16 protein-coding genes and 2 pseudogenes are annotated in these 18679 nt (G+C 71.9%); 7 read left to right on the forward strand and 11 right to left on the reverse strand.

Going from position 1 to position 18679, the window contains the following annotated elements; all coding sequences use genetic code 11:
- From FM076_RS34415 to FM076_RS31150, 3 genes and pseudogenes are all read right to left on the reverse strand, one after another.
- Positions 1-580: pseudogene (locus FM076_RS34415) on the reverse strand (hypothetical protein); the annotation flags it as partial.
- Between the two features lie 35 nt (positions 581-615).
- Positions 616-1833 carry an AAA family ATPase gene (locus FM076_RS31145; protein ID WP_173874165.1) on the reverse strand — a complete coding sequence of 406 codons (1218 nt, stop codon included), beginning with the start codon at positions 1831-1833 and terminating at the stop codon, positions 616-618.
- 107 nt (positions 1834-1940) lie between these two features.
- On the reverse strand, positions 1941-2372 hold the full coding sequence (locus tag FM076_RS31150) for a hypothetical protein (RefSeq protein WP_173874166.1): 432 nt from the start codon (positions 2370-2372) through the stop codon (positions 1941-1943).
- A 115-nt stretch (positions 2373-2487) separates the two neighbouring features.
- On the opposite strand from FM076_RS31150, the gene FM076_RS31155 reads away from it, so the two are divergent.
- Positions 2488-2787 (forward strand): hypothetical protein, encoded by a 300-nt coding sequence (locus tag FM076_RS31155; protein WP_173874167.1) that lies wholly within the window; start codon positions 2488-2490, stop codon positions 2785-2787.
- A 151-nt stretch (positions 2788-2938) separates the two neighbouring features.
- On the opposite strand, the pseudogene FM076_RS35450 reads toward FM076_RS31155, so the two are convergent.
- The 3 genes and pseudogenes from FM076_RS35450 to FM076_RS31165 form a co-directional block, all read right to left on the reverse strand.
- Positions 2939-3019: pseudogene (locus FM076_RS35450) on the reverse strand (PPOX class F420-dependent oxidoreductase); the annotation flags it as partial.
- Positions 3020-3268: 249 nt separating this feature from the next.
- Complete coding sequence (locus tag FM076_RS31160; protein ID WP_173874168.1) at positions 3269-3886, reverse strand: TOPRIM nucleotidyl transferase/hydrolase domain-containing protein; 618 nt, start codon at positions 3884-3886, stop codon at positions 3269-3271.
- Positions 3887-4162: 276 nt separating this feature from the next.
- On the reverse strand, positions 4163-4705 hold the full coding sequence (locus FM076_RS31165; RefSeq protein ID WP_173874169.1) for a DUF1707 domain-containing protein: 543 nt from the start codon (positions 4703-4705) through the stop codon (positions 4163-4165).
- 318 nt (positions 4706-5023) lie between these two features.
- On the opposite strand from FM076_RS31165, the gene FM076_RS31170 reads away from it, so the two are divergent.
- From FM076_RS31170 to FM076_RS31190, 5 genes are all read left to right on the forward strand, one after another.
- Positions 5024-6322: a cation diffusion facilitator family transporter gene (locus FM076_RS31170; protein ID WP_345945355.1), complete on the forward strand. Its 1299-nt coding sequence runs from the start codon at positions 5024-5026 to the stop codon at positions 6320-6322.
- Between the two features lie 148 nt (positions 6323-6470).
- The gene (locus FM076_RS31175) at positions 6471-7280 is read left to right on the forward strand and encodes a MerR family transcriptional regulator (RefSeq protein ID WP_173874170.1); all 810 of its coding nucleotides are present in this window, start codon (positions 6471-6473) and stop codon (positions 7278-7280) included.
- Positions 7268-8128 (forward strand): hypothetical protein, encoded by an 861-nt coding sequence (locus tag FM076_RS31180; protein ID WP_173874171.1) that lies wholly within the window; start codon positions 7268-7270, stop codon positions 8126-8128. Before FM076_RS31175 ends, FM076_RS31180 begins: the two co-directional genes overlap by 13 nt.
- Positions 8129-8209: 81 nt before the next feature.
- A complete protein-coding gene (locus FM076_RS31185; protein ID WP_173874172.1) occupies positions 8210-9505 on the forward strand; it encodes a PD40 domain-containing protein in 1296 nt (431 codons plus the stop codon).
- 185 nt (positions 9506-9690) lie between these two features.
- Positions 9691-10617: a D-alanyl-D-alanine carboxypeptidase family protein gene (locus FM076_RS31190; protein WP_173874173.1), complete on the forward strand. Its 927-nt coding sequence runs from the start codon at positions 9691-9693 to the stop codon at positions 10615-10617.
- A 326-nt stretch (positions 10618-10943) separates the two neighbouring features.
- Here FM076_RS31190 and FM076_RS31195 read toward each other — a convergent pair whose 3' ends face one another.
- Positions 10944-11852, reverse strand: coding sequence for a DMT family transporter (locus FM076_RS31195; RefSeq protein WP_345945357.1), 909 nt, complete (start codon positions 11850-11852; stop codon positions 10944-10946).
- Positions 11853-11964: 112 nt separating this feature from the next.
- Here FM076_RS31195 and FM076_RS31200 point away from each other — a divergent pair, with 112 nt between their 5' ends.
- Positions 11965-12897: a LysR substrate-binding domain-containing protein gene (locus FM076_RS31200; RefSeq protein ID WP_173874174.1), complete on the forward strand. Its 933-nt coding sequence runs from the start codon at positions 11965-11967 to the stop codon at positions 12895-12897.
- A 45-nt stretch (positions 12898-12942) separates the two neighbouring features.
- Here the strand turns inward: FM076_RS31200 and FM076_RS31205 are convergent, their stop codons facing one another.
- From FM076_RS31205 to FM076_RS31220, 4 genes are all read right to left on the reverse strand, one after another.
- Positions 12943-14289, reverse strand: a complete 1347-nt coding sequence (locus FM076_RS31205; protein WP_173874175.1) for an alpha/beta fold hydrolase — start codon at positions 14287-14289, stop codon at positions 12943-12945.
- 115 nt (positions 14290-14404) lie between these two features.
- Positions 14405-15469, reverse strand: a complete 1065-nt coding sequence (locus tag FM076_RS31210) for a hypothetical protein (RefSeq protein ID WP_173874176.1) — start codon at positions 15467-15469, stop codon at positions 14405-14407.
- Between the two features lie 120 nt (positions 15470-15589).
- Positions 15590-17281 (reverse strand): OPT/YSL family transporter, encoded by a 1692-nt coding sequence (locus FM076_RS31215; RefSeq protein WP_173874177.1) that lies wholly within the window; start codon positions 17279-17281, stop codon positions 15590-15592.
- A 375-nt stretch (positions 17282-17656) separates the two neighbouring features.
- Positions 17657-18475: an IclR family transcriptional regulator gene (locus FM076_RS31220; protein ID WP_173874178.1), complete on the reverse strand. Its 819-nt coding sequence runs from the start codon at positions 18473-18475 to the stop codon at positions 17657-17659.
- Between the last annotated feature and the right edge of the window lie 204 nt (positions 18476-18679).

Genomic DNA, 18679 nt, shown 5'->3' on the forward strand with positions numbered 1-18679 from the left:
CCTGCCCGGCCTCGGTGGCCGGGACCTGGACAGCGTTCTCCTCGTCGCCCCCGCCGGCGGCCTGCCGGGGCGCCTCGACCGCGGCGACCGCGGCTGCTTCGGCGTCCCGCTGGGCCTTCCCCGCCCGCTCGGTTCGTTCCTGGACCTCCCGGAAACGCTCCAGCATCTCGCGCAGCGCTGTGCCCTGGGCGAGGACGGCCATGGCGGCGGCGTAGGGGTCGCCGACCGTCTCGCGGCGCAGCCCGGTGAACTCCGGTGACCCCAGCAAAGACGTGATGACCTGGTGGTTGACCAGCCGGGACAGGTCCATGTCCGCCCGCTCGCGCAACCGCGGGGCCGGCGCGTAGGCGGCCAGGAAGGCGTCGGCCAGGAGATCGGCCGCGCAGGCGTGGCGCTCGTGCAACTCCCCGGCCAGTTCGCGCAGCCCGGCCGACTGCGCGTAGACGTCCCGCCAGGTGATCAGGTCGAACCGGTCCGCGACCACGGCCGCCGTGTGCCGCCCGGCGGCGGAGCCGGGCCCGTCCGGGCGCCCCCCTGCCGCGTTCGCCGGCCCGCCCGGCGTGCCCGGTGTCTCGCCCATGGTCCCGTTCCCCCTGCTCCCGTTCCCCCGGTGGTTCAGAGCCGGGCCTGCACCATGCTCGCGTCCACGCCGAGCGCCTCGGTGAGGACACGGGCGCGGACGGCGCGCTGGCGGCCGGTGACCCGGTCGATGGCCGCGGTGGAGCGGCCCGCGCGCGCCGCCTCCTCGCGCAGCTTCTCCAGCCGCTTCCCCGCCATGGCCAGCCGGCCGTGTGCCTGCTTGATGACCCACTCGCTCAGCGCCTCGCGCGACTGCCCGGCCATGGAGTCGAGCTGGGCCTCCAGCTCGTCGATGAGGTCTGACAGGTCGAGCGTCTCCCCGGCGTCCGGGTTGACCAGTTGCAGCACTTCGCGCTCGACGACGGGGCGTTCGGCGGGGGAGTCCCACAGCACATGAGTCAGCAGCGACAGGTCGGTCCCGGCGACCGCCGGGCGGCCGTCGAGGTACGCGGATGCCTGGAGCAGGCCCACCGCCTGCCGCCACCGGCGGTCGGAGGCGACGAGTTCCTTGCGGCGGAGAGCGGCCCGCAGCGTGCACACCGCGTCCACGATCGCGTCGGGGACGAGCACGGCAGGAACGGCTTCGCTCACCGCGTGCTGCAGCGCGGCCAGTTCGACGGTGGTCCGCGCCGGTGCCGCGGGGCGGCCGACGGCGGAGCGGACCAGCGCCGCGAAGTTCGAGGGATCCGCCAGGTACCCGACCTCGATCCGCACCAGCAACCGGTCGTAGATCGCGGCGGAATCCTCCCCGCTGGGCAGTTCGTTGCTCGCCGTGATGGCCCCGATCAGAGGGCAGCGGATCGGCTCGCCGCCGCTCTCCGGGTGGTAGATCCGCTCGTTGAGAAAGCCCAGCGTCTCGTTCAGCGCCGCCGTCGAGCACTTGAAGATCTCATCGATGAACGCCACGTGCGCCGTCGTGGCGCGGCCGTCGTAGACCTGACGGTACTCGCCCCGGGCCAGGGCGGCGACATCGATGGGGCCGAACATCCTCGTCGGCGCGGTGAACTTGGACAGAAGGATCTCCCAGTAGGCCGCCCCCTCGACTCTGCCCGCCAGCTCCCGGGCCATCTCGGACTTCGCCGTTCCCGGCGGACCGAGCACCAACGAGTGCTGCCCGGCCAGCAGGGTGACCACGAGCGTCCGCACCACGTCGTCCCGCTCGTAGAAGCGGTCCGACAACTCGTCGCTGATCGCCCGCAGCCTCTTGGCCGTCTCCTGCGCGTCGTGCGTGTCGCGCGCCTCCTGTGCGCCCATGTCCAACTCCCTGCCGAAGAGGCCCGTTGGACGAGCAAGATACGCGACGCCCACCAGGCCTCTTCGATCGGTGCTCCTCACCGCCCAGCCGGGGCCCTGGGATCTGTTCAGCCGTCGGAGAGCTGGTCTTCCGCCTTCGGTGTCTCTTCCGACGGTGCACGGAAACGAGCGAAACCGGCCGTACGGGGAGCCAGGGCGAACTCCCCGTCCCCGATGGCCCCTCGCACGGCGCTCACCACATCGTCGTCCGGTTCACCGAACACCTCGAAGTGCGCGACTCGGCAGTGTTCCATGACCTCCTGGATGTACGGGTCCGCGAGCCTCCAGTGCGCACGGACCGCGTCGGAATCCCGGAAGAGCTGGAAGCTGTGTGCGGTCATCCGCTGTTCGTCGACGAAGACCTCGACCATGAGTTGGGGACCGTTCCGCTCGGCGAACCGCACCGCTTTGTCGATGGCCGCCCGGAAGTCCTCCAGGTGGCCGTCCGTGATCCGCATGGTGTTGTGGAAGAGCAGGATGTCGTTGTCGTTGGTGTCCATGACCGGATGCTCCGACTTGAAGAGCACTTCAAGTCAAGCTCTCGCCCGCCGAGTCACCTGGTTCCCGGACGGCTGTGCTTCGAGGGGTGACAGCGGCGGGCGGTAGGTTGTGCGCATGTCGATATCTGTGGGCCTCAGCCTCAACGTCTCCGCACTGCGGCCGGGAGCGGAACCCAGGCGCGTCGCCGAGGCGCTGACCGCGTTCTTGACCGAGCACGATCTCGACAGGGACGTGGTGGTGACCGAGGACGCGTCGGCGGGCCGCGTCTTCGCGGGAACCGACTTCCCGGTCATCGTGTCCGGCTTCGGCGGCTGGGCCGACCGGATCGAGCAGGGATCTCACGACACGGTCCGTGCGGTCGCTCCCGCCGCGCAGGTCGACTTCCGGTGGAGCTTCGAGGACGAGGACGACTAGGATGCTCGCGCCGATCGTCCGACCGACGGCCAGGGCGTGCCCGGTGCGAGGGGCCCCGGGACGCGGCTCACGAGGCCGGTGAGGTGCCGGTGGGCTCGATGGGCCGCCGGACCGGAACCGCTCCGCACCGACGATGTGCCGCACCTTCGGCGGCGTCCGCGTGCGAAAGGCGGACGCGCGGGTCGCGGCGCAGGTTCTCCTCCTTCACCCGGCCCACCGACGTGTTGAAGCTCGGCATTGCCGGAACACTGGCCGCTGCCGTGACCACACAACGCGGCGCCGACCGGGCCAACGTGAGGGCGCAAGTACTCCACGCCCTGAAAAAGGGCGAGATGACCCAGGAGTCGCGGGCCGAGCTTTGAGGTCCTCACACATGAGGCAACGCATTCCTCCCCGAGATCCGGACGGCGCGGCGGCCCTGCCGGAAAGTCCCGGCATCGGCCCGCGTGGTTGCGCCCCCGACGGGCGGTTCCCCCGGCGGTCAGAGGCCGGCGAGCAGGCCCTGGAGCGGGGCGGGTACGCGGTCCGGGGCGAGACCCTCCACGAGAGCGCGACCGTAATGGATCTTGCGCCCCTTCTTCGTCCCGAGGAAACGCCGCAACTGCTGCTGCGGGGTGCGCCCCTGCTGTGCGGGCTGCCGCAGAAAGGTCCGCAGGGCACGCAGGTCGCCCTCCGCGCGGATGATCTCCTCCACCCGTCGCACGCCCAACGCGCGGATGAGTTCGTCCTCGAGATCCGCCGCGCAGACGAAGAACCCGTCCTGTGCCGCGCCGGCCCGCTCCAGGCCACGGGCGTAATAACGGTGCTCGTTCTCGTCGCACAGACCAGTGAGGCGGAGGCCCAGGCCGGGTGGCCCGAGGAGGTGGGCGAAGCGCCCCGCACTCATCGCACCGCCCATCGGCAGCACGCAGACGCCTTCGGCGGCCAGGTCCCGGCCCCGGCGCGCGGCCAGTGCGTCGACCGCGGCCACGTCACTCAGCCCTTCGAGCAGGACGACCGTCCGGACGGACGACCGCGCCGCCAGTTCACGTGCGGGGTCGCCCGGACCACCCGCTGCCCAGGCGACGACCGCCTCCCGGAACGCCCCCATGTCAGCCATAACGCCGCCCCCATGCCAGCCATACGGCAAGTCTCCGCCTGCTCCGGCCACCGCGGTAGGGAATTTCCGTCGGCCGGCTCCGTCGTGGGCGGGTCCCTGCACGGCCCATCCGCTGGAGCCTCGGCGGTCCTGTGGCCGGCGCCGCGACAGCCGGCGGCGGCCCGCACCACAGGACCGGACCCCGGCTCGGAGCCGACAGCCGGGGGCCGATAGCCGGGGGCCGGAGGCGCGGCCCCCGGCGACCTGACAAGCCAGGTGGCACGGGAAGCGGTTGGTTCACCGCCACGCGTGGCGGACCGTCAGCCGCCCGAAGCCCACGACGCCGGAAATCCGGATCGTCGGACCGTCGGGGCCTGAGTGCTCTCGCGGTTTGTAGCGAGTCGGCTTCCAGCCCGTGCGCACCCCCTCGACATCGACGACCGCGTCGCGGGGCACCGTGATCTTGACCTTCCCGGTACCGATGTGCAGCTCGATGTCGACGACCGGGTGCTCGATGACCGCGCGGGAGAGGTCCAGGCGCACCCTGCCGAAGGCGGACGCGACTTTGAGGAACCGAGGAACCCGCCATGCGCCCCGCCGCCGGATCCGCCCGCCGGCGGCGGCGAGGGTGGAGGTGGTCCCCGCCTTCTCCGCCGGGAGCGAGTCCAGGGCGAACGCGAGATCGCCGTGCGTCGTGGCGGCGAGCACCTGGTCCAGGCGTTCGTCCAGGACGTCGTGCGAGATGAGCCCTTCGGCGTACGCCTCGCGCAGGCGCTGTACGGCTGTGTCGCGGTCGGGTTCGCCGATCAGCCGCGACGGGTCTTCCGACAGAGAGGTCACCGCATCACTCTAGTGCGGTGGTGACTTTCCGGCTGCGCACGCGGATCGGGCCGGAGACGGGGCCCCGACAGCCGGAGGCGGGGATCCCGGACAGGTGGTCAAGGGCGGAGCCGCACCTCGATTCGACGTCATCGTCGCCGGGGCGTTCCCTTCCGACGAGACGCGGGCCGAGGTGCGTGAGCATGACGACGAGCAGGACGGCACCCTGGTCTGCCTGACTGCCCGCCCCCGGGCCGGGCGAGTACGCGTCGCCGGGGGATTGCCGGGTACGCGGAAGCGGATGACGAGGGAGGCCGAGCGAGGGAGGCCGGGGAGCCGATGGACGAGGTGACGGCGGGCGCGAAGACGGCGAGTACGAGGAAGACGAGTACCAGCACGAAGGCGACGAGGACACGCGCGGAGGCGATGCGCAGAAAGGCGATGCGCAAGAAGACGACGCGCACGGAGGCGGCGGGTGCGGGGAGCGCGGCTGTGGAGACCGCGAGTCCCAAGACGGGCCGCGTCGACGGGCTGACCGGCCAGGCGGAATCCCCCGGCCGCGCTCGTCCCCGGGACCAGCACGTGGCGGAGGCCCGCCCCGGACCGCAGGGGGCGGCAGGGGACCGGCGGGACGGCGAGACCAGGACGACCGTGTGGGTCGCGCTGGGCGCCAATCTGCTCATCGCGGTCGCCAAACTGGTCGGCGGCTTCGTCGCGGCGTCGCCCGCGCTGCTGTCGGAAGCCGCGCACTCGGTGGCCGACAGCCTCAACGAGGTCTTCCTCCTCGCCTCCCTCAGGCGCAGCCGTCGGCCCGCCGATGACGCCCATCCGTTCGGTTACGGCAAGGAACGGTTCTTCTGGTCCCTGATCGCCGCCGTCGGCATCTTCGTAACCGGCGGCTGTTTCTCGTTCTTCCAGAGTTTCGAGGCGTTCCACTCCAGCAGCGAGGAAACGTTCGCCGGCTATGTCACCGGCCTCGCCGTGCTGGTCGTCGCGCTGCTCGCCGAGGGCACCTCGCTCGTCCGGGCGCTGTGCCAGGTGCGGGCACAGGCCAGGGCACAGGCCCGCTCGATGGCCGCCGAGGTACGGCACAGCGAGGACCCCGCCCTGCGGACCGTCCTGGCCGAGGACAGCGCCGCGTGCCTGGGCGTGCTGCTGGCCATCGCCGGTATGGCACTCCACATGGTGACCGGGCGGGGCTGGTACGAGGGTGTGGCGTCGCTGCTGATCGGGGTGCTGCTCGTCTACATCGCGTTCGCCCTCGGTCGCAGCGCGAAGGACCAGCTCATCGGCGAGGCGGCGGAGCCGGGGCTGCAGCGGGAGATCATCGACTTCCTGGACGGGCAGCCGGAGATCGACGCGGTCATCGAGGTGCTCACGATGCGGATGAGCCCCGACTCGGTGCTGCTGGCCGCACGCGTGGACCTCGTCCCCGGAGTGGACAGCGAGAACGTCGAGGGCGCCCTGGTCCGCGTCAAACAAAACCTCGCCCAGCGGTGCTCCGACGTCGACCACATCTTCCTGGACGTCACCGACGCCACCCGGGACGACCGCCGCCGTGCCCGCCGTGCCCGCGAGGAGATCGAGCGTGCCGCCGAGGAGGAGACGCCCGGGAACGGCGACGGCACCGCCGCGTGAGACGCGCCCGACCGTGGCGGGCTGGGGCGGCGGCTGTCGGAGCGGGGCAGCGCACCGGATGAGCCGGACCGACGGACCGCTTCGCCGTCGGCCCAGGTTCTGGGTCCGTGCTTGACCTTGTCGCGACGACAACCTTTCTACTGGTGGCATGCGAATCGGAGAGCTTGCCGGGGTCGTCGGCATCACCACCCGCGCCGTGCGGCACTACCACCGCATCGGACTGCTGCCCGAGCCGTCGCGGCAGCCCAACGGATACCGCGAGTACACGCTGCGCGACGCCGTCGAGCTGGCCCGCATCCGCCGGCTCACCGAGATCGGTCTGAGTCTGGACGAAGTACGGGATGTTCTGGCCGACGACGCGGGCAAGGACCTCGTCGAGATCCTCGTGGAACTGGACGCCGATCTGGCCCGCCAGGAGGAGGCCGTCCGGCAGCGCCGCGTCCGCCTGGCCCAACTGCTCGACCAGGCCCGGCGGACCGGGCGGCTGCCCGCCGAGGCCCCCGTCTCCCCCGAACTGACCGCTCTCTTCGACGGCATGGCCCGCACCTCGGCGCGGTTGGCCGGACCCGAGCCGGTGATGGCGGCCAGGGAACGGGAGCTGCTGGCCCTGCTGGAGACCGGCTCGCCGGAGGAAGAGCGCGGCTGGCTCCACGCCATGGGGCGCACCCTCGGCGCCGACGCGGAGGCCATGCGGCGCGCCTACGAGGTCTACGCCCAGTTGGACGAACTGGCCGGGGCGCCCGCGGACGACCCGCGCGTGGAGGAGACCGCACGGGCCCTCGTCGCGAGCATTCCGGAGGAGGCGGCGCAGGCGCTGCAGGCCGCGGAGGACGAGGGCGGGGAAGACGGGGACAGCGGCTTCGCCGACGCACTCTTCGCGGACTTCGCTCCCGCCCAGGCGGCAGTCGTGCGGCGCGCTGTCGCACTGCTCAAGGAGCCTTCCGCATGCGGACGTTGAGAAAGACCGTACGCCGGTCCTTCGCCGCCTTCGCACTCTGCGAACTCGTTGTCATCCTGTGCGTGGCCGGCGGGGTGCGTCCCGCCGCCGGGGTCCGGAGGGCTGTGGAGCTGGGGTGTCTCGCGTTCGTGGCCGCGGCGACCACGCTGCTCCTCCTGGACCTCGGACGGCACCTCCGCGAGGGCCTGCCCTGGCGTTCCGCTTTCCCGGCCGCGCTCGCTGACAGCGTCCCGGCGGCGGTGCGCAGGCTGATCGTCCACGAGATCACCCTCTCCGCCGGCTTTCTGCGCTGGGTCACCCGTCGCGGTCCGCACGGTGTACGGGACGGCGACCTTCCCGTCCCGTACGCGTCGGGCCAGGCAGCGACCATGTACGGCTTCCTCTTCGTCTGCGTCGTCGAGACCGCGGCCCTGGCCTTTCTGATCCCTTGGCCGGCCGTCCACGCGGTGACCCTCGTCCTCGATGTCTGGGGCTGCTACGTCCTCATCGCGCTGCACGCCTCCTGCGTGGTGCGCCCCCACGTGATCGGGGCCGACGGGTCGTTGCGCCTGCGGTACGGCGCGCTGCTGGACATCCGCGTCCCGGCCGACCGCATAGCCTCCGCCCACCTGGAGCGGCACTTTCCGGACGGCAGGCGGGCCGCCGCGGAGGAGAGCGGGCTCACCGAGCTGGCCGTGGCCGGCCAGACCACGGTCACCGTTCACCTCACCGAGCCGGTGCGTTACACACGGGTACTGGGCAGGCCCGCCGAAGCCCGCGTCTTCCGCTTCTACGCCGACGACCCCGCGTCGGCCGTCGCGGCACTACGGGCGGGCAGCAAGCTCCCTCCGGGCAGTTGCGGCGCCTAGCCGGCGGCTTCACGGAACAAGAACGCAACCGTGGCGCCGTGTTCGTCACTGCCGAGCGCGGGCCGGATAAACTCGCGCACCATGCGGGGACACAGGCATCACATACATCTCGCGGCACTCGCTCTCGCGCTCACCGCCACGGTGTCGCTTGCCGGTTGCGGCAGTGGGGGCGGGGCCTCCGGTGACGGTGACGGCCCGAAGGGCGAGCAGGCCGGGAAGCAGGGCGAGCAGGCCGCGAAGAAGAACGCACCGAAGAGCGGGGGCGCGATCCCGGACAGGGACGTCGTCGTCAGTGCCTGGTGCACCGTGCCCGCGAACAACCTGGCCAAGGTGACCGTGGAGGCGTGGAATCCCACCTCGTGGAAGCAGGTGGGCAGCACGGCGTTCACACTGCCGAAGGAAACCGTGCTGACGAACGACGAGGCGAGATCGCCGTTGGCCGACCTGTGCGAGGACGGCATGCCCGGGCAGGCGGATGCGGGTTCCGGGGAGGAGGGCCCCAACGCCCTCGCCGAGCCGCGCCTGCGGCAGATGTTCAACGACGACTTCACCCGGCTGGCCGTGGTGCTCCGCGATTCCGGGACCGGGGGAACACGGGCCGCGGTGGTGACGCCCCAGGGCCGGGCCACCATGGTCGCCAAGGAGGACACGTCCAACTTCGCGGACGCCCCGACCGAGCAGCACCCGGTGTTCGCCCCGGGCAGCGGCGGCAGCGAGGTCTGGTACATGACCAAGGGCAAGGACGAGGACGCACCCCGCTTCTTCAGCAGCAGGATGACAGGAGGAAAGCCGGGCACCCCCTCCCCGCACGGCTCGGGCGACCAGCTGACCGAGCAGCGTCCCGGTTTCACCCTGGCGGGCGAGCCGGCCGCCGCCATCACCGCGAGCGTCCTGCGGATCAGCCCCGACGGCCGCAAGGCAGCGGGCTTCCACGAACTCCAGGGGATGAACGTCGTGGACGTTCCCCGGCGCGCCACCACTCAGCGCGACGACGACGCGCCGCTCTCCCCGCTTCCCAGCAGCTGCATGCCGTGGGGGTGGACGGACGACACCACGGTGCTGTGCGGCCCCCGTGAGATGACGGAGGACGATCCGGCCAGGAAGAACAACTTCTGGACGGTGGACACCACTCGCCTCCGCGAGGACGAGGAGCCGCCCGGGGACGTGTCGGGCAAGCCGATACTTCCGAAGACCAGTCGGGAGAACACTCTGCGCGCGCTGTCTCCCGACGGACGGCAGATCATCATCACCTCGCGGCAGGGCACGCGTGAGGAGCACTTCCGCGTCGACACGAAGCCGGGCTCGGCCCCGGAGAAGATCGAGGCGGCGGGTGCGGACCAGGCGCTGCGTTCCGGCTTCGTCCTGGAATGGCGCTGAGCGGAGCGCCGGGCCTCACCCGCGTCTCCGCGAAACCGTCACACAGCCCCCGTGAACTTCCGCTCTGCCGCCGCCATCGGACTCCACGGGCGCCCGGTACGCTTCCGAGTGGTCCGGGCGCCTCGTTTGATCTGTACATCACTATGCGGTACGTCAAGGTGCCGCAGATCCGGAGTTCTTTCTCCATGGTTGGAAAAAGACTGAAAACACGCCGAGTTGTCATCGGCGTGGCCGCCGGCGGTGCGCTGCTCGCGGGCACGCCGCTGGTCGCGTCGGCGGTCGCGTCCGAGGACGCTCCGCCGACGGTCTCGGCGAAGGGGGCCAAGCTGCTGGATGTCAACAGCGGCGAGTCCGTCTACGACAAGGCCGGGGACACCGCCCGTCCGCTGGCCAGCACGACGAAGATCATGGTCGCCTCCGTGGTGCTCGACGAGAACGTCGACCTGAACGACCAGGTGGAGGTGCAGCAGCGGTACCGGGACTACGTCACCGAGCACCACGCCAGCACGGCGGACCTGCAGACCGGCGACAAGGTCACCGTCCGCCAGCTGCTCTACGCCGCCCTGCTGCCCTCGGGCGCCGACGCGGCCTACGCCCTCGCCGAGAAGGTCGGCGACGGTGACACGCCCGCCGAACGAGTCGCCTCGTTCAAGCGGAAGATGAACGCCAAGACCGTCCAGCTGGGTCTTCCCAAGACCCACTTCGAGACCTTCGACGGCACCGGTGACGACACCACCACGCCGGAGGAGCTGACCCGGCTCACCCGGCACGCGATGAAGAACCCGGTCTTCCGCCAGGTCGTGAGCACCAAGCAGTACAAGGGTGACGCGCCCGCTGCCAACGGGCGTATGCGCCACTACACCTGGACGAACACCAACAGGCTGCTCGGGGCGTACCCCGGGGCCATCGGTATCAAGACCGGCACCACCAGCAAGGCCGGCGAGTGCCTGGTCTTCGCCGCGACGCGCGGGGACAAGACGCTCGTGGGCACCGTGCTCAACAGCAAGGACCGCTACGACGACGCGGCCAAGCTGCTGGACCACGGCTTCGGTACGGACCACGCGAAGGACCTGAAGCTGCGCAAGCTGCCCTCCGGCAGCCAGCAGGACTAGACAGGTCTTTCCGGCCGTCCGGCCGGCCCGGTCGAGGGATGACCGGGTCCGGCGGCTCGCTCGGTGAGTCCCCGTAGGAGGGGAAGCGGATCGAGCCGCTGATGCGCCGCTGATGCCGGTGGACCCGGTCGGTGGGCGGCGGCGGACAACCGCCGTCGCCCACACCCATGCCGAGGGTGCTCAGGGCGCCCGCAGGGGCCGCCGCAGCAGGGCGGCGCGCGGGCGGCCCGCCACCTGGCGGGGGTGGCCCGGCCGACACCGGCGGGCGACGGGGGAGTGAGCGTCGTCATGGAACCGGAGCGCCGGCTGTGCGCGGCAGCGGCTTCTCACGCCCGGCCGGCCCTCCCGGGTGCGCGGTTCGCGATCCGTACCGTGACGAGGACGAGGGCGCAGCCGCACAACTGCGTCATCGAGGGTTTCTCGCCGAGGGCCAGAACCCCGAAACCGATCGCCAGGACGGGCTGCAGCAGAAGCAGTGCGGCCGAGGTGCCGGGGGCGAGGCGAGGACTGGCCCTGTTGATGAGGAGCCAGGCCGCGACCTGTCCCAGCAGCGCCAGTGCGGTGATCCAGCCCCACGCACGCGCCGGGACATCCAGGGGGAGCCCGGTGGTGAGCGTGCCGATGAGTGCGGCGGTCCCGGCCGCCGCGGCGGTGGACACGCACACCGGGCTGGTGAGGTGTTCCGGCGAGTGGCGGCCCGACAGGCGGGACAGACAGAGGTAGACGGCGTAGGCCGCACCGGCTGCGACACCCAGCACCGCGCCGCGTACCGGATGACTTGCCTGCTGTCCGGGCTGCAGGACACCGGCGGCGAGCGCGATACCCAGGAGCATCAGTGGACTGGCGTACAGGAAGCGGCGCGGAATCCTCGTCCCGCTGAAGGCCCGCACCAGGACGGGGAAGACGATGACCTGCACATTGATCAGCACCGTCGCGATCGCCGCACCGACGTCGAGAACACTGATCGTCCACATGACATAGTCCGCACCGAGGAAGAGGCCCGCCACCGTGGCGTAACCCCACAGGTGCCGGGGCAGCGGTCCCCTGCGCCTCGTCTCGTGGAGCAGCATGGGGACCAGGGGCACCAGCGCCACGGCGCAGCGCAGGAATGCCGCTGTCCCGGCGTCGATGTCGGCGAGTTTCACGAACACGGCCGAGGCCGACAGGCAGGCGGCACCGCTGACGACCAGTACGACAGCGGAGGTCCGGGCAGCAGCCGCCTTTCGCGAGGTCACGGACGCGGTGGTGGCACGAGATTTCGGTGGGACAGACACAGATCGAGCATGTCACCGTGCACCTATGAGCACTACTTATTGTTTGTCAGCGGTAATGAGTAGTGTGGCTTGGGTGTTTACATGGGAAAGACTGCGCGTCTTCGAGGCGGTGGCCCGTCTCGGATCCGTACGCGCGGCCGCTCAGGAACTGCACGTGACCGGATCCGCGGTCTCGCAGCACATTCGCCGCCTGGAACGGGAGGCCGGGTGCGAACTCGTCGAACCCGACGGACGCGGCATCCGGCTGACGCACGCCGGACGCGTCCTCTCGTCCTCCGTGAGCGCCATGGTCACGGCAGCCCACCAGGCCAGACGGGACCTCGCGGAGATCGGTGGGCTGGTCGCGGGACCCCTCCGCATCGGAGCTGTGGCCTCCGCCCTGCGCGCGCTGGTTCCCCGGACGCTGCTCGCGCTCAAGAGCCGCCACCCCCGCCTCGAGTTCAGCATCCGGGACGGGGAAGCGGCCGACATGCTCCCGGAGTTGCGCTCCGGGCAGCTGGACGCCGTCGTCATGGAGAGCTGGACACACGCCCCGGCCGGCATCCCTTCCGGGATCCGTACCCATGCCCTCGCCGACGAACAGGCCCTGCTCGCCGTCCACGAGGACGATCCGCTCGCCGGTGCGGGGGAGGTTCCGCTCGAGGCCCTGCACGGACGGGTCTGGGCCAGCTGCCCGGAGGGCAGCGATGCCCATCACGCCCTCCTGCAACTGCTGCGCCGGCAGGGAATGGCCGACGTCCGGGTGCGCTTCCGCGTCGCCGACTACGCCACCCAGCTCCAACTGGTCGCCGCCGGTCTGACCACCGCGCTGGTCCCGCGCATGGCCATCACCGCGGAAGTGCCAGGCGTCCGGTGGCTGCGCTGCCGGCCCGCCGTGTCCCGCACTATCGCGGCCGCCACCGCTCCCGCGACGGAGACCCCGGCGGTGCACGCCCTCATAGCCGAGATGACCCGAGCCGCCCAAGCGTTGACGGCTCCCGGTGGGGGCGCGGCATCTGCGGAGTGACACCCGGCGGGATGCTGTCGCGCGCCCCGGGGACGACCGCGGGCGTCAGACGGTTCCGCGGGTCATCGCCAGGAGCCGGTCGAGTACGGCGGGATCGGCGCGCACGCCGTCATGGGCGTACGCGTTGGTGATCCACGGCCGCAGGCCCCGCACCAGTGAGGCGGTCTCCAGCGCCTGCTCACGGTCGACGAACATGTCGTCGTGGTAGACGGCGGCGGTGACCGGCACCTCGTTGGCGGCCAGCCGGTCGAGGTCGTACAGCGGGGGCCAGTCGGTGTGGTGTGCGAGGAGGTCCGCGGTCTCACGCAGCGGCACCAGCGCGGGATCCTCCTCGAACTGCCAGGGATAGATCATTTCTCCGGTGAAACGGACCGGGCCCGCTTGCCCCTGGGCGATGCCCTCGGCGTCGAAGGCCGGGAACTCCTCCCGGATCCGGTGCGCCGACCAGGCGGTCGGCCTGCCGCCCTGGGCGTAGATCGGCTCGTGCAGCAGCGCGTAGAGGGGGCGCTCGGCGAAGGAGAGCACGGCATCGGCGCCGCGCAGGAACGCGTCCGACAGCTCGGGACCCGCGGGCCCCCGCACGAACGCGGTCTCCAGCAGGTAGTGCAGACTGTCGAACCTCGCGGACGTGCCGAAGGTGATGCCCAGCGTCTGGAAGCGGCGCACGCTCAGCCGTTCACCGGACGGCATCCGCACGTCGTGCGTCTCCAGGTGGGCGGCCACCGCGTCGGCCAGCTGCTGGTCGGCCGGGTAGCGGGCGAAATAGCGCTCGTTGTGGGCGAGGGTACGGGCGTAGGCGGCCCGGTAGACGTCGTCCGCGTGCCCGGTGAGCGTGGGGAGGCCGCCGGTGATGAGGACCTTGTCGAGGCCCTCGGGGGCGAGGCTGAGATAGGTGAGGGCACAGAAGCCGCCGAAGCTCTGCCCGAGCACGGTCCACGGCGGAGCGCCCTGCGGGCCCGCGCCTGCGAGGTGGGCGCGCAGCAGTTCCGCGTCGCGGACGAGGGAGTCGGCGCGGAAGTGCTTCAGATAGGCGGCCCGCGCCGCCGCGTCGGGGAACGCGGCGAGCGTTCGCCGGTCGGCCGGCGTGCTGCGGCCGGTGCCGCGCTGGTCCATGAGGACGACGCGGTGGTCCTGGAGCGCGCGCCGCAGCCAGGCCCCGGCGGCGTTCGGGCGCTCGGCCCGCCCGCCGGGCCCGCCCTGGAGCCACAGCAGCCGTGGCAGGTTCTCGTGTTCGCGGCCCGCGGCGGTGACCTCGCGGGCGAAGAGGGAGAGGGTGGGGCCGTACGGATCGGCGTGGTCGAGGGGCACGTCAAGGGTGTGGTCGGCACAGACCAGACCGCTGTGGCGGTAGGTGACCGGTTCGGCGGTTCCGGTGGCCGGGGTGCTGTTCATCGGATGCCTCCAGGGGTGGATGGGGGAGGGGCACCGGTGGGGAGGGGCGGCGCCGGCCTGCCCCTCCCCGGGTGGTCCGGTGGTCCCCGGGTACGTCCGGTGGGTGACGGGCGGTTCAGTACCCGGCGACGCCCAACTCCGCGCAGATGCGGACCAGTTCGGGGTGGACGTAGCGGCCGTCCTGCTCGATGGCCTGCCCGTCCAGGTGGATGGTGGGGCCCAGCACGCTGCCGTCGGTGTGCGCGGCGGCGACCCACGGCTCGCCGCCGATCCACGCCCCCTTGGTGCCGATTCCCAGCTCGACGCAGCCGAAGACCCGCTCGTCCTCGACGATGCGGCCGGTGGGCGCGGGCACGCCCGGGTTGAAGCCGAGCGACCAGTGCGCGACGCGGAACATGTGCGGGTCGTCCCACGACTCCATCCAGCGGCGGAAGGTCTCCGCGTCCGCTCCGCCCTCGACGGCCGTGACGACGCCGTTCTCCACGGTGCAGCGGACCGGGGAGCGCAGCAGCCCCAGCTCGTCCGGCGGCCACAGCGCGCCGTCGAAGACGAGGGTGCCGTTCTGTGTCTCCTCCAGCGGGTTCCAGGAGATCTGCCCGGACAGCATCACGGTCTCGCCCGGCTTCTCGGCGGGCTTGCCGCGCAGGTTGATGGGCCGGTCACCGTTGCGGGCGGTGATGTCGGTGCCGTTGGCGGAGGTGATGCGGACCTCGTCGGCGTCCTCCAGGAGCCGCACCAGCGCCTTGCCGAGCCGTATGACGCCGTCGAAGTCGGGGCGGCCGACCGTGGCGACGAGCATCTGCACGTCCATGGCGGTCAGGTTGGTGTAGCGGCAGCCGTTCCTCATGGCCGCGCGGAAGGCGTCGGAGTGCATCAGGTAGGAGACCGCGAACTCGATCCACACGTCCGCGTCCGCGATGGCCCCGGCGACCGGGCGGGGCGGTTCCATGGAGGAGCCGGGCAGCGTCTCGTACCAGACGATGACCGGGTGCGCCCCGGCCGCGGCGACGGCGTGCGCGGTGGCGTCGAGGACCCGGCGGTCGCTGCTGGTGTCGCCGGTGAGCACGACGTGTTCGCCGGGCTTGACGAGCATCACCTGCTCCACCAGCTTGCGGGCGGCCAGGGCGAGTTCGAAGCCGAGGTACTCGGGACGGGGTTCGAGACGGCTGTGCATTTCCATGGGACTTCTCCTAGAGCTGTGGTGCGTGCTGCGCGGTCCGCCGGTCGGGCGGAGGAACCCGCAAACGTGGCAGGGGGTCTCGGGGCGGTGGCCGGGCGCGGTACGGCGAGCGGGGCCGCGTCACTCGGCCTTGACGATCTGTGCCGAGTCACCGAGGGAACTGCCCGCGATGAGGCCGGCGCCGACGAGGTTGAGTTCCGCGTCGGCCCGCTCGCCGCGCACCCTGCGGTAGACGACGCGGACCGCGAGCGCGGCCAGTACGAGCAGGCAGGCGTGCGGCGTCAGGATCAGCAGGCCGGTCGCCAGCATGACGCCCATCTGCCGGCGCGTGCCGCCCAGGAGCTGGATCAGGGCGCCGGGCAGCGCCCACAGGAGCATGGTGCGCAGCGCCCCGGGGTCACCGAGCCCGTGCCGGACGGTGTCGGCGTAGACCTGCGCGACGGGCGGGATCAGCTTCTGGTGGAAGTAGGACTGCCACAGCACCGCCACCACGACCAGCGCGACGGCGAAGCCGAGGAGAGCGGCCCGGAACTGCTCGCGCCTGCCCGCCCGCTCGAAAGCGTCCCAGGGGCGGTGGTCGCGGCGCAGCAGCCACCCGGCTTTCAGGTCGTACCCCATGTCGGCGAAGGCGGGCCCCGTCGCCGAGACGTAGCCGACGAGGAGGGCGAGGGGGACGGAGGGGATGCCGATGACCAGGCCGAGAATGAGGAAGATCAAGGTCACCGCGAACGAGGGGAACCAGCCGGACTGCATCGCCGCCAGCCCGACGATCAGTTCGTGGACCAGTGCGGCGAGCGCGGCGAACAGCACCCAGCCGACCAGCGCGGGCACGCTCATCCCGCCCAGCAGGCCGCCGACCAGCGCGAGGACGACGGCTCCCGCCGTGAACAGCGCGTAACCGCGCAGCAGGGTACGCCGCAGCGCGGCCTCGTCGACCAGGGCACCCTGGGCCGGCCGCGTGGCGCCGTCGCCGTCTTCCTCCCCGGCGGGGCCGTTCTCCCGGCCGGTCCGCTCGTCGCGGGTGCCGCCACCGTGCGGGCGGCGTCGGGCCAGCACGGTCACCGCTTGTCCGAGCGCGACGATGCCGGCGCCGATCATCACGCCGTGCGGGACGTAGCCCGCGCCCAGGTCGGTGCCGAAGAGGTCCGGGCCGAACTCGCGCAGGCCCAGCCCGACGCCGAACATCAGCAGCGCCCAGATGTTGCCGAGAAAGGCCACGCCCGCCGCGGACAGCGGGAGGCTGAAGAACGTACCCACCAGGCCGGCCACGGTGCCGCCGGCCAGCACGGCGGCGCGTTTGCCGCCCTTGTCCCCCGCCTTGATGGTCTCGGCGGCGGCGACCCCCGGCGGCCAGGCGGCCTCGGCGGGCAGCAGCCGGGAGCCGAAGGAACGGTAGAGCACCCAGGCGTCGATGAGCAGCCCGAGGAACGAGCCCGCCAGCATCGGCCACACCAGGTCTTCGCGGCCGAAGACGTACGGGATCGCCGCCGAGGTCAGCAGCGCGTTGGCGGCGGCGAACGTCGCCGCGGAGATCGCGCTCTGGGCCAGGTTCTGCCGGTGCACCGAGCGCATACGGCGCAGCATCCCCAGCGGGATACGTCCGATGAGCATCGCGATCAGGGCGCCGACGACCGCGGTGTTCGCGGAGATGCCGAGCTTGGCGACCAGGTCGATGCCGATGACGGCGCCGACCACCGACAGGACGACCAGCAGGACGAGGAGGAAGGGCTCGCCGGCCCTGGGGTGGGAGACGGGCCCGTTGTCCGGGGACGCGGCGGGCGCGTCCGTGTCCGGTGTGGCGGAAGAAGGCATGGCAACCTCACGAGGACGGCACGGGGCGGAAAGGGAACGGGGGAACCGGGGGGACGGGGGGAAGCGACGCGGGACAGGCCGGGAGAGGGCAAGCCGGGACAGCCTCACGTCGCGCGCACGGCACCGCGGCCGGACCGTGGGGGAGGGGGCCTGGTGAGGGGCGGAGGGTGCTGGGGATGTGGGGGCCGGGGGGACCAGGGGGACCGGGGGAGGAGGCGCGGAAGTGGGGGGCCGGGCGGGGCGCGGCGAAAGACGGGAAGGCCGGGGCGGGAAACCGGAACGGGAAACCGGAACGGGGAACCAGGGGCTGGGAACAGACAGGAGCTGGAGACAGGGGGCGGAGAGGAGACAGGGGCGGAGAGGAGAGCGCGCCGGTCAGTCGCCGAAGGCGGCGGTGGCGTCGGCGGCCCCGGCCCGTACCGCCTCGACGATGCGGTCGGCCGCTCCCGTGACGCGGTGACTGGGGCCGATGACGGTGAGGGAAGCCGCGATGGTCCCGGCTTGGAACACCGGGGCCGAGATCGCGGTGACGGCCTCGTCGTACTCGCCGTGGCTGATGCCCCAGCCCTTCTCGCGGAGCCGTGCGTAGCGGTCCAGCAAGGCTTCGACGCTCGTGAGGGTGGTGCCGGTGAACCGCTGGAGGGCGGTGGCCCCGAAGGTCTGCCGGATCTCCGCCTCGGGGTAGTAGGCGAAGATCGCGTGCCCTGAGGCGCCGGCATGGCCGGGCATCAGGGCACCCACGAGGGCGGTGTAGCGGATCGGACCGGTGCCGTCCACGGCGGCGGCGCAGCGGTAGCCGCCGCCGTTGGGCACGTTGAGAACGACGCTCTCGCCGGTCTCCCGCAACAGCCTGGCCAGCACCGGCCGGACCAGGGAGGGCAGTACGCCGCTGTGCTCACCCACTCGCGCCAGGCGGGAGACCGCCGGGCCGAGCCGGTATCGCCGGGTGGTGCTGTCGCAGGTCAGGAAGCCCCGCCCGGTGAGCGTGGTCAGCAGCCGCTGGACGACCGCCTTGTCCCAGCCGTGGTGCCTGGCCAGCTCGCTGACGCCCCACTCGGGGCGCTGTTCGGTGAAGGACAGCAACGCCACCAGCGCACGGTCGGCGGACTGGAGCACGCTCGGCGGGGTACGTGACCGTCCGCTGTCCGTGGACTCCGCCGCCGCCCGCGGCGAACGGTCCGCGGTCTTCGCCATACGCCTCTCCTGCCATGCTGCGCCCTGCGACGTCGTGCGGGGCGATCGGTGCGCTCAGCGCAACGCTGTTGCGCTGCGAGGGGAGCACTATGGGCACGGCTCAGGAGAGTGTCAAGGTTGCCGCGGGAAGTCCGCCGCGCCTTCGGGCCCGCGAGCCGGTGAAGGGCGCGGCGCGGGAGGCCGGCGACAAGGAGGAAGAGGACC

Origin of the sequence: Streptomyces albus subsp. chlorinus, from assembly GCF_013302895.1 — a bacterium.
Classification (GTDB): Bacteria; Actinomycetota; Actinomycetes; order Streptomycetales; family Streptomycetaceae; genus Streptomyces; species Streptomyces chlorinus.

What these genes read in the sequence shown, in the direction of transcription:
- FM076_RS31160 (WP_173874168.1), bottom strand. Translation starts at nt 3,886, where the DNA reads ATGGCTGACATGGGGGCGTTCCGGGAGGCGGTCGTCGCCTGGGCAGCG.
- FM076_RS31205 (WP_173874175.1), bottom strand. Translation starts at nt 14,289, where the DNA reads ATGAACAGCACCCCGGCCACCGGAACCGCCGAACCGGTCACCTACCGC.
- FM076_RS31220 (WP_173874178.1), bottom strand. Translation starts at nt 18,475, where the DNA reads ATGGCGAAGACCGCGGACCGTTCGCCGCGGGCGGCGGCGGAGTCCACG.
- FM076_RS31170 (WP_345945355.1), top strand. Translation starts at nt 5,024, where the DNA reads ATGGACGAGGTGACGGCGGGCGCGAAGACGGCGAGTACGAGGAAGACG.
- FM076_RS31180 (WP_173874171.1), top strand. Translation starts at nt 7,268, where the DNA reads ATGCGGACGTTGAGAAAGACCGTACGCCGGTCCTTCGCCGCCTTCGCA.
- FM076_RS31155 (WP_173874167.1), top strand. Translation starts at nt 2,488, where the DNA reads ATGTCGATATCTGTGGGCCTCAGCCTCAACGTCTCCGCACTGCGGCCG.
- FM076_RS31175 (WP_173874170.1), top strand. Translation starts at nt 6,471, where the DNA reads ATGCGAATCGGAGAGCTTGCCGGGGTCGTCGGCATCACCACCCGCGCC.
- FM076_RS31215 (WP_173874177.1), bottom strand. Translation starts at nt 17,281, where the DNA reads ATGCCTTCTTCCGCCACACCGGACACGGACGCGCCCGCCGCGTCCCCG.
- FM076_RS31150 (WP_173874166.1), bottom strand. Translation starts at nt 2,372, where the DNA reads ATGGACACCAACGACAACGACATCCTGCTCTTCCACAACACCATGCGG.
- FM076_RS31210 (WP_173874176.1), bottom strand. Translation starts at nt 15,469, where the DNA reads ATGGAAATGCACAGCCGTCTCGAACCCCGTCCCGAGTACCTCGGCTTC.
- FM076_RS31190 (WP_173874173.1), top strand. Translation starts at nt 9,691, where the DNA reads ATGGTTGGAAAAAGACTGAAAACACGCCGAGTTGTCATCGGCGTGGCC.
- FM076_RS31145 (WP_173874165.1), bottom strand. Translation starts at nt 1,833, where the DNA reads ATGGGCGCACAGGAGGCGCGCGACACGCACGACGCGCAGGAGACGGCC.
- FM076_RS31185 (WP_173874172.1), top strand. Translation starts at nt 8,210, where the DNA reads ATGCGGGGACACAGGCATCACATACATCTCGCGGCACTCGCTCTCGCG.